The sequence below is a fragment of the Shewanella sp. GutCb genome, from assembly GCF_002836135.1.
Taxonomy (GTDB): Bacteria; Pseudomonadota; Gammaproteobacteria; order Enterobacterales; family Shewanellaceae; genus Shewanella.
This window is the reverse complement of sequence record NZ_PJBL01000105.1, coordinates 179,842-195,200: the sequence shown is the minus strand read 5'-3', so window position 1 is coordinate 195,200 and position 15,359 is coordinate 179,842. Positions and strand designations below refer to the sequence as shown.

Genomic DNA, 15,359 nt, shown 5'->3' with positions numbered 1-15,359 from the left:
GTTTAAGACAAGATGAACCAGAGAGTAAATGATATGAAGCCACTTCCTTCCGCTGTATCGGTACTAATTGTTGACGATGAGCCTGGTATGCGCAGTTTTTTGAAAAAGGCACTCGCCAAGAAATTTGCATTGGTAGAAACCGCTTCCAGTGTTGAGGATGCAGAACAACTGCGCTCGCGTTGTCATTTTGATCTGCTGATTGTCGATATTCGCTTGCCTGGCCGATCAGGTATTGAATGGCATGAAGCGCTCAATGATCAAGAGAGACGTTCTGACATCATCTTTATGACGGGTTATGCCGATATGGACGTAGCCATCAAAGCGCTTCGTGCTGGCGCGTCAGACTTTATTATGAAACCCTTCCATCTCGAGCAAATGATGAAAGCGGTTGACCGCTGTATTGAGCGACGCTTATTGAAGCGTGAAAATTTAATGCTGCGCCGTGAAGTCTCATTCAATCAATCGTCCACCATTATTGGCCAAAGCGATGCCATGACTGAGGTCAAAGATGTCATTGCGCGCGTCGCACCGACAAATGCCGTAGTGTTAATCGAAGGTGAGTCGGGAACCGGCAAAGAGCTGGTGGCTAGACAATTACACATATTAAGCGGACGCCAAGGGCCATTTGTCCCGGTCAATTGTGGTGCGATAGCGCCAGAGCTGCTTGAGAGTGAATTATTTGGTCATTCTGCAGGCGCATTTACGGGGGCAAAGGGGAACCGTGAAGGACTGTTTAGCTTTGCTTCGGGTGGCACTCTTTTCCTTGATGAAATCGGTGAGATGCCGTTAAAAATGCAAACTGCCTTACTGCGCGTATTAGAGCAGAAAACCATAAGACCCGTGGGCAGTGAGAAAGAGATCAATATTGATGTCCGAGTGCTTGCGGCGACTAATCGTAAGTTATCTGAAGAGGTCGAGGCGGGTAATTTTAGACGTGATCTCTACTATCGCTTAAATGTCCTCGATATAGTCATTCCGCCACTACGAGATAGACCGGAAGATATCGTTGAGCTGACACATCACTTTACCTGCCAATTGGCCGCGGAACTTGGGGTTAAAGAGGTGGTTTGGAGTCATGAAGATTTGCTTAAACTACAACAACACGAATGGCCTGGTAATATCCGCGAGCTGCGTAATATGATTGAACGCTGTATATTACTCGGCAAACCACCTGCCGAGTACTGGAAAGCTCAGCCTAAGGCTGAGATGGTTGTCGAATCAGGCTATCCGCTGCAATGGGCCTTGAAGGATGTTGAGCGTGACCACGTGACTCGAGTTGTGGATATACACGGTGGTAATAAATCAGCGGCAGCCAGAGATCTTGGCGTGTCGCGTAAAACGCTAGACCGCAAGTACAAAGAGTGGTTTGGCGGCGAAAAGAACATTGAAGAATAACGCGTTAGTCAGGAGAGTTTAGGTGTCATTTTTTTCCAATATATTCGGTGTTAGCTGGCAGCAGATGCAGGCAAAGGTGCGCTATCGCATTCTTATTCTGACCCTGCTACCGATTTTGTTAACACTGGTTAGCCTAGTGTTTATTACCATCTATTGGAATATAAGCTACACAGGAAAGCAGCTCTTTATGAAAGTAAAAGCTGATTTAACGGTGGCTAACAATACCCTTATTTCAGTGCAAACCATTCAAGAGAAGCAACTTGAACTGGTAATGGAATCCTGGGCATTTCAAAATGACTTCAGAAAGCTAAATTTCAATGGGAAATTGACTAGAGAAGAGCTGAGACAGCAACTCACTTTGGCTAAAGTTGATATCGATTTAGACTTCTTACGTTTGATCACTGTCGCTGAAGCGGCGGCAGACCCTGACATACGCCAAATGTTACCTCATATTGAGGGTCACGAACCATTTTCTGGGTTAATGGTGTTATCACCCAGTCGCCTTTCTCGTATTGATCCTGTTCTGGCGGAACAAGCCAAAGTGACGGTGATGAAAACGCAAAGAGCGATGGAGCCAGTCAAGACGGAAGAGAAGCGCGGTTTATTAAGTCGTTCATTGCTGCCTATCCCGGACGCATCAGGCAATGTGGCTTGGTACTTAGATGGTGGTATTTTATTAAATCGAGATAGTCGTATTGTCGACCATATTCGTGATCTCGTTTATGACAAGGGAACATTGCCCGATCGCTCCATCGGCACAGTGACCATCTTTCTCGATAATATTCGTATTAGCACCAACGTCCCGTTGCACTTTTTTCCCAAAGGAGATGAGGAACGTGGCAGAGCACTCGGCAGTTTAGTGTCATCAGAGGTACGTGAAAAAGTCTTAAATCAAGGCCTGTTATGGGTTGATCGCGCCTTTGTATTTAATGACTGGTTTATCTCGGCTTATGCCCCTTTAAAGGACGTGCAAGGTAAACGTATCGGTATGATCTATACCGGATTCTCTGAATCTCCCTTTATCCATAACTATTTACTCAATATTATCGAACTCGGTACTATTTTAATGTTGGTGTTATTGGTTTCTGGCTGGTTGGTTTATCGCGGAGCCTACAGTTTATTGCAACCCATTGAGCGCATCCATCATGTTGTAAAAGCGGTGCAATCTGGGCGTGACTTACGTATTGGTTCATTGGGCCTAGATAGCGGCAATGAGCTGTCGAATCTTGCTGAACAGTTCGACCGTATGCTGGATCTGTTACAACGTCGCAATACTCAGATCCAAGCCGCTGCAGAGCAACTGGAAGTCAAAGTTGAAGAGCGCACTCGCAGCCTGCAGGAAAAAACGGAAGAGCTGCAAGCGAACGTTGCCTTGCTTAATGAAACCCGTCAACAGCTGGTGATCAATGAAAAATTAACCGCGTTAGGTGAGTTGACTGCGGGCATCGCCCACGAAATTAATAACCCTACCGCCGTGATCCTCGGCAACATGGAGCTGTTAAAATACGAATTAGGTGATAAGGCTGAAGCCGTCGAAGAAGAGATCGAATTGGTGATCCAGCAAGTAGGGCGTATCAGTACTATTATTAGGAGTTTGTTGCAGTACAGCCGGCCGGGTGAGTTCAATGCCCCACTGGAAATGCATCAAATTACACCGATTATTGAAGAGATGTTAGTCCTAGTTCGTCACTCGATACAAACGCAAAAAGTAATTCTAAGACAGGAGCTTAATGCGAGTTATCCTGTTCAAGTTAACCGCCCACAATTATTGCAGGTATTGATTAATATTGTGGTCAACGCCGCCCATGCAATTGATGATAAGGGTCAGATATGGATCCGTACATACGACTGGGTACAACGTGGTGAGCTTGTTGGAGTTAAAATAGAGATTGAAGATGAGGGCAAAGGTATTCCCGAAGAGGAACTTAATCGCATTTTTGACCCTTTCTACACCACGCGTAAAGATGGTACTGGTCTAGGACTATCATTAAGCTACGGTATTATTAAGCGTATTGGTGGCACTATTGAAGTGAGTTCAACGGTAGGTAAAGGCAGTTTGTTCACTATTGGTTTGTATCATACCGCCGTAGAAGAACAGACAAATACCCCCTACGAAGGCTTACAATTACACGGCCATCGCCCCGAGTTCGAGGAATAATCCGCTCAGTGCCAGCATTTAAATAATGAAAAGTCGGGATAAAAATCCTGGCTAATAAAAAGTGTGTGAGCAATGTGGTGCAGTTTCGGCCCGGTCGGGCTGGAGGGCGAGTCATTATTCACATAGCAAGATTGAAATTTTAGACAAAAAGGCCGGGATAAAAATCCTGGCTAATAAAAAGTGTGTGAGCAATGGTGCAGGCAGTCGTTATTCACATAGCAAGATTGAAATTTTAGACAAAAAAAAGCCGGGATAAAAATCCCGGCCACAAAAGAGTGTGTGAGCAATGTCGTGCTTTGCAAACTCGGGCTTAAAGGAGATGAGATTCCTTACAGCTTGATGAGTTCTTGGAACGCATCTAAATAATAATCATTATCACTTGGGTCTGCAAGCTTTATTTCTACTCTGCGGTTAATTAATTGAGATAAGCTTACAGCAGTCTGTTTATATCCATATTTAACAATGCTTTAAATTACTTTGTAGTGGTAGATATATTAACGCATAAGAATTTAAGGCAAAAAAAAGCCGGGGAATAGTTCCCGGCCACTTAAGAGTGTGTGAGCAATGTCGTGCTAAAAACTAATAGAAAACTCGTTGCAGTATAAAGATGATGAGAACTTTATAGATTAACTTGAGTTTTGGAACGCACATTGATAGTAATGATTCTCATTTGTGTTTGCAAGTTTTATTATTAATTTTTATCTCCGAGTCGTTTTTGCAAGTGAGTTTTATTTTACTCAATACCGTTATCCGAGATCTTCTAGAAACATTCCGCCCAGTCAGCTGTAAAATACATCTGCAATTTATTCGTCAATTCTAAGTCGGTGACTTCGCCATCGAGCGAGCATATTTTCCACACTCATTCATTTAGCCTGTTCACCGATAATATCTCTCAAAAAATGAGGTGAAGGTGAATATAAAGGCTAAATTATAGTCAGGCTGCTGAGCCGAGAGTGGCGCTATAGCAAGGTTTTACGACCGGTCTCCTGCAAAATTTTCTCTTGCAGTACTTTTAATAGCAGACCGTAAACCGGTAAAAATAGACCCAGGCTAACGATGAGCTTGAAACCATAATCAACACTGGCAATCTCAGGCCAATTAGCAGCCATAAAACTATCTGTTGAGGCGTAAAAAGCCAGAGAGAAAAAGACGATCGTATCAACAAGGTTGCCTATGATGGTTGAGGCCGCTGGGGCAACCCACCAAGACTTCGTTTGTCTTAACTTGGCAAATACAAAGATATCCATAAGCTGACCTATAAAATAGGCTGCAAAGCTTGCAAAGGCGATACGAAATACAAAGCTGTTGAATTCTAGCAGGGCTGCTGCACCTTGAAAGCTGCCTTGATGAAACACCACACCCATTAAGTAAGAGATGACGAGTGCGGGGAGCATAGCTAGAAAAATAATCTTTCTGGCGGCCTGCTGACCAAAAATTCTGACGGTAAGATCGGTCGCAAGATAAACAAATGGAAAGCTAAAAGCGCCCCATGTGGTATGCAGTTCGAAGATCTGAAAGGGTAATTGCACCAAGTAATTACTGGTACAAATAATCACTATGTGAAAGCCTGCTAAAAGCAGTAACGCGCGGCGAACCTGCGTCGGAGATAACATCAACATCTTGTGGCCTTTTTTAATAAATCGGGCGGGGTGAGGGAACCCGCAATAGCGATAACCGCTATAATTTTACAATTTTTGGTTAGTAAAAATAGTGCGAACCCATAATATGGGGCGGCAAATTATAGAGCAGAATTTTTACAGAGCAAGCAGAAAAGTAATGTGGCGGCTAATTTCCTGCCACATTCGTTGTTCAGTCACTACTTTTGGTTTGGCTGTGGTGTTATAACTCGGTCAATATTGACAGAATAGTGGCTAACTTGTTTTCAAGCTCAGTCCACTCTTTATCCGGCTCAGATCCTGAAACAATACCTGCACCCGCAAATAGGTTAATACGCCCTGGTTCGATAAGTGCACTGCGAATGGCGACGGCAAACTCACTTTCATGCTTATTGAAGTAACCACACGCGCCAGCATACCAGCCTCTAGCATAGCCTTCTTGTTGGCGAATAAAGTTCATTGCCGGTTCTTTAGGGAGGCCACCAACAGCAGGGGTGGGGTGTAGCGCTTGGATCAGTTGAAAGTCATTAACTCCCGCTTTTAACTCAGCTCTAATTGAGCGGTGTAGATGCTGGATATGGCTTAGCTTAAATATGGTTGGAAACTCTTCTGCGCCAACGTAATGGCTTAGTGGACTGAGTACATCTACAATTTGCTGTCTAACCAACTGGTTCTCATGACTGTTCTTGGTATCGTCCAACAACTCCTGTGCCAGTGCCTTGTCCTGCTCTTGATTGATCCCTCTCACCGTTGTGCCAGCAAGCGCTTCGGTAAACAGCTCTCGTTGTCTGCGTCGATATAGACGTTCAGGTGTACAAGAAATAAAAGCACTTTCAGGGGTAAATTGAAAACCAAATTGAAAACTATTTGGATTTCTTCCCTGCCAGCAGGCAAGTAGCATCCAAGGGTCGACTGATTCATTAATCTCAAGTTGAGTTTGACGAGATAGCACGACTTTTGGAGTGTCTTTAATAAATTTTGGATGAGTAACCTGATTAACGAGCTCATTCCAGCGATAGCGATCAGGTTTATCGCTGCGACTCATTAACGCCACTTTATTGGGGGGTGTTAGCGGTTTTGGGTTATCAAGCGCTGCAATCGCTCGCAGTGCAATCGCAATCTCTTCTTCGAGGCTGCTATCGGTAAAACTAAGGTTAATCAGTAGCTTATATTCATTTCCGCTGCGGCGTAATTCAATGCGTGGCAAGATGAAACGTGCCTTGCCAAATTCTGGCCAGCTCTCATTTTTGCGATCAAAAGCAACGCCACCATAATAACGTATGTCTTGATTATTGGTGAGGGCGCGTTGCTTTTGGTATTCCGCTGACATTTCCAGGTCATCAACATCATCACCAAAAAAGAAATCTTTACAGCAGCCAATGGCGGCGACTTCCTCTTCGGTGTCACGCCCTTTCCAATAGACTCTAGGATAAGTCGATTGCGCTGCGAGCCAAGCAATAACAGGGATCGCCGAAATCGTCACCGACAGCTGAATAATGGGGTCGCTGTGTGGTTGAAGAATAAAAGATGAAAGCTTGTCTGTTAAAGACTTAATAGCATGAGACAGCAAAGGGGCGGCCAATAAATACTCCAAATAGCATTTCGTGTGGGTTGTTTAGAGGTGCTGACCTCTACTTATTAATTAACCCAGTTTCAAATTGGTAATAAGAATCTTTACACAAAGTAATATCCAGTGGGAAGAGTGTCAAGTCGGTTGCTCTACTGCTGTGAGCTATCACTGACTATTTAATCATCATGCTTTAGTTTTGCACTCCGCATTTATCTTGGGTGGTGTGTTAGAGATCCTAGTTTGTTCCTTTTATGGGATTCACTGCGCCTTTTTGTCTGCCCTATCATTATGTGTGGTCAAAATGTCACAGGTGGTATTAGTCTTCTCTTCTATTTGTTCAAATTAGTCGATCTAGGTTGTTATTCCCCTATCTGTTACTTGTGCACGCAGGCTCTCTTTCTGACAATGGCTGCCATTAATGTCGTTAGGATAATGAAAACCAATGAGAAACAAAAATAAAGCCCTAAAACTATCTTCTATTGCGCTGGCACTGAGCTTTAGCTACCAAGTGCAAGCAGATGAGATGGAACGGGACCCTATTCTGAATGTGACCGAAGTGATTGTGGTTCATGGAGAGAAAGCAGCGGTAACAGAATCGGCAACAACTCATTGGAGTCTTAATGAAGATGACATCAAGGCAACTGGCGCTCAGAGTTTAGATCAGTTGCTAAAAAATGTACCAGGGTTATATGTTCGCGTTGGCGGACAGGGCACTCCTCGTGTTGATGTGCGCGGCTTTAAAGCACGGCATGTTATCTACCTGATTAATGGTGTGCCAGCCAATGGCGCTGAAGATGGTCAGTTTGATCCTAGTTTAATTCCAGCAAGTCAGATTAGCTCTGTAGAGGTGTCTGTTGGGCCAACATCAGTACTTTATGGCCCTGGTGGCGCGGGCGGTGTGATTAATATCATTACCAAACAAGGTGGAGATGCTCCTCGTTTATCAGGACGCTTAGAAGCGGCCCAAGACAACACGTTCAACGGTGACATCAGCGCTGCAGGCAGCGGTGACAACTGGCAAGGACTAATCAACTACAGTCGACAGCAAACTGATGGTTGGTCTATGTCGAGTGATTATGACGATACCGAGTATCAGCAAGGTGATTTACGTGAGAATGCCGATAAAACCTTAGATAATCTTTATGCTCAAGCGAGCTATTTGCTCAATGATAATACCCAGTTCATGGCGAATATGAGTTTTCGTCAAGGTGAGTGGGGTAAGCCCAGTCGAGATGGTACCGGCACTGGCAGTGTAAAATTCGAAAGAGTTGATGACTACCAAGCTAAGACATTCCAACTAGGTCTAGCACATAAATTCAATTCAATGTTTACATTGCGTGGCTTTGCTTATCACAATCAGAGTGACGTATTAGAAACCCAATACAAAGATGATAGCTATCAAGCAGTCAAAGCTCAGCAAGATGGCCGATCTACAGTCCAAGGGGCTAATCTGCAGTTTATTTCGAATTTTGATGAAGCGGGTATTTTAACCACAGCATTCATTGCTGAGAAGCAGAGCTGGGAATCGAGTGCGATCAAGAGTAGCAAAACGGATAAAGCCACAAGGAGTGGCGGAAATGGTGGTGGCGGTGGCAATGGCGGCGGTAACGGCGGTGGAAATGGAGGCGGTGGTAACGGCGGAGGAAATGGAGGCGGGAGCGGTGGCGGTAGTGATAATTTCGATGATGAAGCTTGGCTATACACCACAGCGCTAGAGTATCAATACCAAGGTGATAATTACGGCGTCACATTGGGCGGTGCATTTCACGACCAAGACCGTGTCTCAGAAGTTGAAACAGATTTTTCAGGACAATTATCAGGCTATTGGCAGGCGCTAGAGCATACTCGTATCAATATGGGTATCGCCCGCAAAGTACGCTTCCCGTCTATGCGCAACCTGTATGCACAATCATCAGGTAATGCCGATCTCGAAGCCGAAGTGTCAAAGCACCTAGAGTTGGGGCTACTGCAAGATCTTGGGTACTCAACAGAGCTCAATATTGCAGGCTTTTACACCGATACTGAAGACTATATTGCCAAAGATTTAAGCAGTGTTTATCAAAACATGGGCGATTATAACTTTAAAGGGGTCGATCTGGAGCTAAAGAATAATAGCGTTGATGATCTCTCTATCACTTTTGCTTATAGCTTTTTAGATACAGAAGACAAATCGGCAGTTGCTTCGATGCAGACTCTGGAGTATCGACCGCGGCACAAGCTGCGTTTCCAAGCGCAATACCAATTGCCTTTTGCGATGCGGATAAATCTTAATGCCGAGCGGATCATGGACCAAATCTACTACTCACAACAAAAAGTGGCTGGTCAGAAAATCTTGGTTGAGCAGTCTCTAGGTGATTACACCTTGGTTGATATCAACCTTGTTCAGCCTTTGCTTGATGACAAACTGGAGCTTTACCTAAGAGCCACCAATCTACTCGACGAGAACTACTACCAAAGTGAATCTTTACCGCAGGCCGGTCGCCAAGTGTTTATCGGCATTAATTGGCAGATCTAGGTAACGGGAGCAAATAGATGAATTTAATCGAGCTGAAAGGGATCCATTTTGGCTATGACACTCACCAAGTGGCGATCTTGGATGATCTTCATTTGTCAGTAAATCACGGAGAATGCCATTGTATCAGTGGCGCAACGGGTTGCGGTAAGTCTAGCTTACTGCATCTCATTGCAGGTGAGTTATCGAGACCCTTTGAAGGAGAGATGATTCGACACCCAGCGCTAATGGTGGGGTTAGTGATGCAAGACCCTAATGTGCAGGTGTTACGCCAGAGTGTTGGTGCGGAAATCGCCTTTGCGCTTGAGAATCTCGGCACGCCATCGGTAAAAATGTTAGATAAAGTACAACAAGCACTCAGGCGCGTGGGGCTATATGTCAGTATCGACACGCCTGTCGATGTGTTGTCCCTGGGGCAAAAATACCGTTTGATGTTGGCCGCGCAGTTAGTATTTGAGCCAAACTTACTGTTACTTGACGAACCTTGGACCCAGTTAGATAACCATGGGGTGCAAGAGCTGTATTTTGTGCTTAAAAATCTATTGAGTGAGGGGGTAGCCATTGTGATGGTAGAACATCATGCCCAAGCTTTTGGCTCGCTAGTTTCCCATCTATGGCAGTTAGAACAGGGTAAATTGGTGGCGGGTTTATATTTACCGTCGGTGCCGCGCGAACACAAACTCAATGCGACAGCAGCAAAAGTGACGACAAGTGAGAACAGCGCAGAAGAAAGAGTGCGTATTTCACCGCATCGTTTTCAATTTACTGGCCGCGAAACCTTGTTCCGTTGCGCTAATACGTTAAGCCTTGCTGCGGGCGAAATCGTGGCATTGGTGGGGGATAACGGCAGCGGTAAAAGTAGCTTATTAAAAGCGCTTGCAGGGATCCAAGCGGATATCGGTCAACTGCCGTTCTCGGTACTTGGCAAGCGCCCTCAGCTGGGCATATACGGGCCTAACCTATCCTTGCTGTTACAAAGACCGAATCGACAGCTGTTTGAACAGACGGTGTTGACCGAAATGCAATTTAGTTTACGTCGATTCAAGCTTCCACTTACTCGTGCTGAACAGATGTTAGCGCAGCTCTCTTTAATGGGTTTAGCTGCGGCATCGCCCCATAAACTGAGCTACGGACAACAACATATCATTGCCCTAGCTTCGCTTGCATGTTTAACGCCTAAAGTGTTGCTGCTTGATGATCCTTTTGCAGGGCTTGATAACGTACATTGCGAGAAAGTGTGGCAACTGTTGCTGCAATTGCGACAACAGGGCTGTGCCATCTTATTGTCGAGTCATCGAGAAATGTCATTGGATGATGTGGATAGAGTCTGGCACATCGAGTCAGGTTTTTTGTTAGACAGGTCGGATTCGATGGAGCAGTCCTATGCGGGTTAACCCCCTAAGAAGGTTAGCGATGGGTAGGCGCCGTCGCTTTTTGGGGCGGCTGAACGAAACCCACTATTGTGCACTGGCATTACTGTTGAGCTTATTACTTTCGACCTCAGCATTTCTGCTGCCAAGCAGTGCACTGTGGATATTGGTGGCCCTTAATGGGGGCTTGGTCGTTCATGGACTGCTGCTTAAGAAAAAGATCAGCGGGTTACTGCGAATAGCGGCAGTGCAGTTGGTCACGACTATGGGACTTTACTACTTGTTTCATGGAGAGAGCCAGTTACTTGAAGGCGCTGTTGTAGTGCTGCGGGTGTTATTGGCAATGTTACCCGGCTGGTGGCTTTCAAGCACTCAACCTCCTGAGCGGCTTGGAGAAGTTTTAAGTTGGGGTTTACCACACCAATGGGCATTTGTCGTTGCAGCGTCACTCAGCTTATTGCCTTTTATGTCACGAGAGCTAAAAGAGATCTATCAGATCCAATGTATGCGTGGTGCAAGGATCACCCCTAAAGCGCTGCGTAATCCTAAGAACTGGCCGGAGTTTATTTATTGCGTGCTACTGCCGCTGCTGATCCAGTTATTAAAACTTTCCAAGCAGATGGCAATCTCGGCAAAGCTGCGCCATTTTGGCAACGCTGCTAAAGGCACCCATTGGCCATCAACAAGAGACTCAGAATGAAATCGCATTTCGAATTAGAAGACGCGCTGTTTATCGGATTTTGCGCCACCTTATTGGTGGTCTTAAAAAGCATGTTACGACTCAAGTTAGGGCTAAGTGGTCACTCGATGTTTTTGATGACCTTTTTTTACCTACTTTGTTATGGCGCTGTCGGCAGAGTCGGTTGTATCACCGCTTGCGGATTACTGGCTGGCATCGTTGCCATGATGCTCAGTATTGGCAAAGGCGGCCCACTCATTTTACTTAAGTTTGGCCTGCCCGCGGTGGCAATGGATCTTACATTATTGATGATTGCAGGCGTGTTTAAACTGCGCTGGCAATGCGTGATAGTGGCGTTAATCGGGTGTCTTGCTTGGGCAAGCAAAGGCTGGGTTGAGAATATGCTGGCAGGCATGACACACCAGATTGCGTTAACCAAGTTTGCACTTAATTTTCTACAAGGCGGGGTGTTCGCCATTGGCGCCGCACTCATCGTTCCCACGGTACTTCGGCGCTTGCAATCGCATGACTTATTGCAAGATCACCACAAACAATACAAGTAACAAACCGCCATTTAAACATGATTACAGCTTAGGAGCATAAATGAAAAGTTGGCTAATCTGCATCGATGATACAGACGATATAGCAACCAAAGGTACGGGAGAGATAGCGGAAGAGATCGCAAACCTGTTGGCACAAGCGCATTTGCAAACAAAGGCAAGCAGTGACAAATGCTGGGTGACTCGACATCAATTATTTGTGCATCCAGATATCCCCTACACATCACACAACAGTGCTATGTGCTTTCGCGTTGAAACCCACCTTAGTGTTGAAACAATTAAACAAATATGTGTAACCCATTTATTGAGTGAATCAGCCGCGGCGGCAGATCCGGGTCTGGCGATTTTGGATATGACCTCAATGTATGACATCAACGCTCTGATTGCTTTTGGTCAGTCAGCGAAAGTGGCGGTTAAAACTAAACAACAAGCGTATGAACTAGCAGCTGAGCTAGGCATCGATTTAACGGAACATGGTGGGACAGGTCAGGGCGTTATAGGGGCATTAGCGGGATTAGGCTTGCGCTTAAGTGGTCAAGATGGACGAGTAAAAGGGCAACTAGATCTTGGTAATTATGCTGCTGGAGTGGCGTCCGAGTTCAGTGTTGCAGATATTTTATCAATGAGTTCGCTGCAAGCGGTATTAAGTGACAATGGCGATATCTTAGCCATTGATGAGCGTGTATTACTGAATGGCAAGGTTAAAGCCGTTTATCGCCAGCATATGTTTGCCTTGCTCGTTAGCCAGCATGAGAATGGTTGGGTGAATGCATCTAAACAAACTCTTAAAGCATATTAGAGGCGAGTATGGATAAGTGGTTTACCTATATTGATGGCGTGTGGCGATTTAACTTTGATAGTGAAGCATATTTAGCCTCCCGTGAGGCTGCACAACAATGTAGTCTGTTTTTGGAAGACGATGAAGATGAGCAGATCGATGACCATTTACGTTCGTGCTACAACTGCCTTTATCGTCGCTGGCGTCCAAATGGGTTCGATTGTTATAAAAAAGATTATGCTGTTAAGGAGTGATATGTACTAATTTTAGTTTGGTATATAGCGTATCTGACTAATTAATAGCTATTTTTGACTTCCCCCCGTATTACCCGAGTGTTTTAGTTGGCTTTAACTGTGGTGCTTTGTTAGCACTCAGAATAGAATGTGCGCCTCTACCCAAAATAATAATTAGAAGCTGAATGTAACTTCAGCAACATTCAGCCAACAGTCAGTAGAGGAAGCGCTTTTACACTCGAGTGCTTTGAACATTTTGTCATCCGGGGACGAAGAGATAATGGGTGATTCAATTGAATCAAAAAATCTAATTAAAGTACCTGTCGCAAAATTAGGCGTAGGTATGTTTGTTGAGTCTATCGACAGCGCCAAAGGACACGTGAGTATTGCTAACGCAGGTCAAATCCGCAGCAAAGAAGCGATTACCAAATTGCTGCGCAGCGGCATTACCCATGTGTGGGTTAATGCTGAGCGTTCGTCAGTTGATTGTGGTTTGAATCGGCCAAATTTAAAGTCGACTTCCGTGGTCAAACCTGTGGCTAAAAGGGTCATAAAAGACCGAGTTACCAATCAAAAGAAAGCAAAAGAGTTAATGGTTGAGGCAAAAGATCTTATCCAAAAAGTGCTGTCTGAAACCTTTGAGGGCAAAGCGGTAGAGGTTGGGCCTTTTGAAGTGCTGGCCGATAATATGATTGAATCGGTATTGCTCGATGCCGATGCTTTAAAATGCGTATCAGCCCTTCGCTCAAAAGACGCTTACCTGTTAGAACATTCTATCAATGTGGCATTTTTGCTGGTAACGTTTGGTCGTTATCTGAAATTTGATACTGACATGCTACGTAAATTGGCGGTGGGTGGCATTTTGCATGATATCGGTAAAATCAAAGTCGATAGCGCTGTTCTCAACAAGCCTGGTAAGTTAACCGCCGAAGAGTTTGAGCACGTCAAATTACATCAAACGTTTGCGGTCGAGATCATGGATAACACTGCTGGCCTTTCGCAGGTGAGTAAAGACATCAGCTTGATGCACCACGAAAAACTCGATGGTAAGGGTTATCCGCGCGGGTTAAAGGGCGATGAGATCCCGATTCATGGCCGTATGAGCTGTATCGTCGATATCTTTGATGCGTTAACCGCAGCTCGCTGCTATAAAGAGGCGATGAGTCCGGCTGCTGCGTTTAAAATTCTACTGAGTTTAACGCCATTCCATTTAGATCAAGCTCTGGTATACGATTTTATTCGTTGTGTTGGTGTTTACCCTGTAGGCTCATTAGTGGAGTTATCTGATGGCCGAGTCGGTATTGTATGGGAAGCTAAAAACCGCGATGCACTGCACCCGATAGTGAAGTGTTTTTATTCGAATAAACATAAGCACTACACTGGGGTGACGATGGTTGATTTGCTTAAATCCGATCTCAATATTGAGAAAGGGATCTCGCCAAGTAGCTTAGAGATAGATCCAACGCCTTTCTATTAAACGATGACTCATTTTTAAAGAGCTAAAAAAGCGCCATTCATGGCGCTTTTTTGTGACCAGAGCTTTACTTAGCTTTCGGCTTTTTTGATCTACCTCTGCTATTTGTTATTTAAGCCACTCTTTACCTAACTATCATTGAATTAAGTCATAAGCCGGCATTCTAACCAAAAGAATGGATAGCAGTGGATGATGAACAGATGCTTAAACGTAGACAATTTCTAAAGATGAGTTCGGTGGTCGTTGCGTCGAGTTTATTCGCTTTTCCAGCGGCAGCAGGCACGACAACAAGGCTATTTCAAAAAAAACGTTATCGCGTATTAGCTTTAGTATTTGACGATTATGAAACACTAGACCTACATGGCCCCATCGAAATGCTTGGCCATATGCCAAATGTAGAGATAAAGCTGGTGGGGCCGACTGAGTTGGTTAGAAGTTATCAAGGGCCAAGGGTGGTGGCTGATGCTTTAATAGATAGCACTTATGAATGTGACTTGTTATTAATCCCTGGCGGACTAGGTACGCGAAAATTAGTTGACGACGAGCGTATGATCCAATGGCTCACGGCGCAGCTTGCCAACAGTAAAAAAGTATTTTCGGTTTGTACGGGTTCGGCATTGTTGGCAAAAACATCAAGTTTAGATGGCGTTAAGGCGACCACTAACAAAATGGCCTTTAAGTGGGTGACCTCATTGGGCGCTAAAGTGCATTGGCAGTCTCAGGCGCGTTGGGTCGATGACGGGAAGTTTTTAACCTCGTCAGGCGTCTCCGCAGGTACTGATGCCGCTCTGTATTGGGTAAAGCAATTACATGGTGAAGCAGAGGCTAGACGTATTGAAACGCTAACCGAGTACCATTGGGTTGATGACAGTAAGAATGATCCTTACGCCGTTACTTTATAAATAAATGATATAGCCTTAGCTGAAAAAGCTATTAAATAGTAATAAAGGATATTGGCAGGAATTGCGAACGTCCTCAATAATTGCGATTGGTTCAGAACGCAAATTGGGGGAG

The 15,359-nt window shown here is 44.9% G+C and carries 12 protein-coding genes; 10 read left to right on the top strand and 2 right to left on the bottom strand.

Annotated elements, in window-relative coordinates; all coding sequences use genetic code 11:
• Positions 1-12: 12 nt before the first annotated feature.
• On the top strand, positions 13-1,395 hold the full coding sequence (locus CXF86_RS20960; protein WP_101090077.1) for a sigma-54-dependent transcriptional regulator: 1,383 nt from the start codon (positions 13-15) through the stop codon (positions 1,393-1,395).
• Between the two features lie 22 nt (positions 1,396-1,417).
• The gene (locus CXF86_RS20955; RefSeq protein ID WP_102039946.1) at positions 1,418-3,553 is read left to right on the top strand and encodes a sensor histidine kinase; all 2,136 of its coding nucleotides are present in this window, start codon (positions 1,418-1,420) and stop codon (positions 3,551-3,553) included.
• A 959-nt stretch (positions 3,554-4,512) separates the two neighbouring features.
• On the opposite strand, the gene CXF86_RS20950 is transcribed toward CXF86_RS20955, so the two are convergent.
• Positions 4,513-5,172 carry a 7-cyano-7-deazaguanine/7-aminomethyl-7-deazaguanine transporter gene (locus CXF86_RS20950; protein WP_101090075.1) on the bottom strand — a complete coding sequence of 220 codons (660 nt, stop codon included), beginning with the start codon at positions 5,170-5,172 and terminating at the stop codon, positions 4,513-4,515.
• 220 nt (positions 5,173-5,392) lie between these two features.
• Positions 5,393-6,751 (bottom strand): isochorismate synthase, encoded by a 1,359-nt coding sequence (locus CXF86_RS20945; RefSeq protein WP_102039945.1) that lies wholly within the window; start codon positions 6,749-6,751, stop codon positions 5,393-5,395.
• Positions 6,752-7,181: 430 nt separating this feature from the next.
• Here CXF86_RS20945 and CXF86_RS20940 point away from each other — a divergent pair, with 430 nt between their 5' ends.
• From CXF86_RS20940 to CXF86_RS20905, 8 genes are all read left to right on the top strand, one after another.
• Positions 7,182-9,254 carry a TonB-dependent receptor plug domain-containing protein gene (locus tag CXF86_RS20940; RefSeq protein ID WP_102039944.1) on the top strand — a complete coding sequence of 691 codons (2,073 nt, stop codon included), beginning with the start codon at positions 7,182-7,184 and terminating at the stop codon, positions 9,252-9,254.
• A 17-nt stretch (positions 9,255-9,271) separates the two neighbouring features.
• Positions 9,272-10,645: an ATP-binding cassette domain-containing protein gene (locus CXF86_RS20935; protein ID WP_102039943.1), complete on the top strand. Its 1,374-nt coding sequence runs from the start codon at positions 9,272-9,274 to the stop codon at positions 10,643-10,645.
• Entirely contained in the window at positions 10,635-11,321 is a 687-nt protein-coding gene (locus CXF86_RS20930; RefSeq protein WP_102039942.1) for an energy-coupling factor transporter transmembrane component T, read from the top strand. Before CXF86_RS20935 ends, CXF86_RS20930 begins: the two co-directional genes overlap by 11 nt.
• Positions 11,318-11,863 carry a core component of ECF transporter gene (locus CXF86_RS20925; protein ID WP_102039941.1) on the top strand — a complete coding sequence of 182 codons (546 nt, stop codon included), beginning with the start codon at positions 11,318-11,320 and terminating at the stop codon, positions 11,861-11,863. The genes CXF86_RS20930 and CXF86_RS20925 overlap by 4 nt, the downstream gene beginning before the upstream one ends.
• A gap of 40 nt (positions 11,864-11,903) precedes the next feature.
• Positions 11,904-12,659: a DNA-binding protein gene (locus CXF86_RS20920; RefSeq protein ID WP_101090069.1), complete on the top strand. Its 756-nt coding sequence runs from the start codon at positions 11,904-11,906 to the stop codon at positions 12,657-12,659.
• An 8-nt stretch (positions 12,660-12,667) separates the two neighbouring features.
• A complete protein-coding gene (locus CXF86_RS20915; protein ID WP_101090068.1) occupies positions 12,668-12,892 on the top strand; it encodes a hypothetical protein in 225 nt (74 codons plus the stop codon).
• A gap of 259 nt (positions 12,893-13,151) precedes the next feature.
• Positions 13,152-14,348 (top strand): HD-GYP domain-containing protein, encoded by a 1,197-nt coding sequence (locus CXF86_RS20910; protein ID WP_102039940.1) that lies wholly within the window; start codon positions 13,152-13,154, stop codon positions 14,346-14,348.
• Between the two features lie 182 nt (positions 14,349-14,530).
• Complete coding sequence (locus CXF86_RS20905; protein ID WP_232775014.1) at positions 14,531-15,247, top strand: DJ-1/PfpI family protein; 717 nt, start codon at positions 14,531-14,533, stop codon at positions 15,245-15,247.
• Positions 15,248-15,359: the final 112 nt, after the last annotated feature.

Coding starts and splice junctions, on each gene's coding strand:
- CXF86_RS20910 (WP_102039940.1), top strand. CDS start 13,152: ATGGGTGATTCAATTGAATCAAAAAATCTAATTAAAGTACCTGTCGCA.
- CXF86_RS20950 (WP_101090075.1), bottom strand. CDS start 5,172: ATGTTGATGTTATCTCCGACGCAGGTTCGCCGCGCGTTACTGCTTTTA.
- CXF86_RS20960 (WP_101090077.1), top strand. CDS start 13: ATGAACCAGAGAGTAAATGATATGAAGCCACTTCCTTCCGCTGTATCG.
- CXF86_RS20935 (WP_102039943.1), top strand. CDS start 9,272: ATGAATTTAATCGAGCTGAAAGGGATCCATTTTGGCTATGACACTCAC.
- CXF86_RS20925 (WP_102039941.1), top strand. CDS start 11,318: ATGAAATCGCATTTCGAATTAGAAGACGCGCTGTTTATCGGATTTTGC.
- CXF86_RS20940 (WP_102039944.1), top strand. CDS start 7,182: ATGAGAAACAAAAATAAAGCCCTAAAACTATCTTCTATTGCGCTGGCA.
- CXF86_RS20930 (WP_102039942.1), top strand. CDS start 10,635: ATGCGGGTTAACCCCCTAAGAAGGTTAGCGATGGGTAGGCGCCGTCGC.
- CXF86_RS20920 (WP_101090069.1), top strand. CDS start 11,904: ATGAAAAGTTGGCTAATCTGCATCGATGATACAGACGATATAGCAACC.
- CXF86_RS20915 (WP_101090068.1), top strand. CDS start 12,668: ATGGATAAGTGGTTTACCTATATTGATGGCGTGTGGCGATTTAACTTT.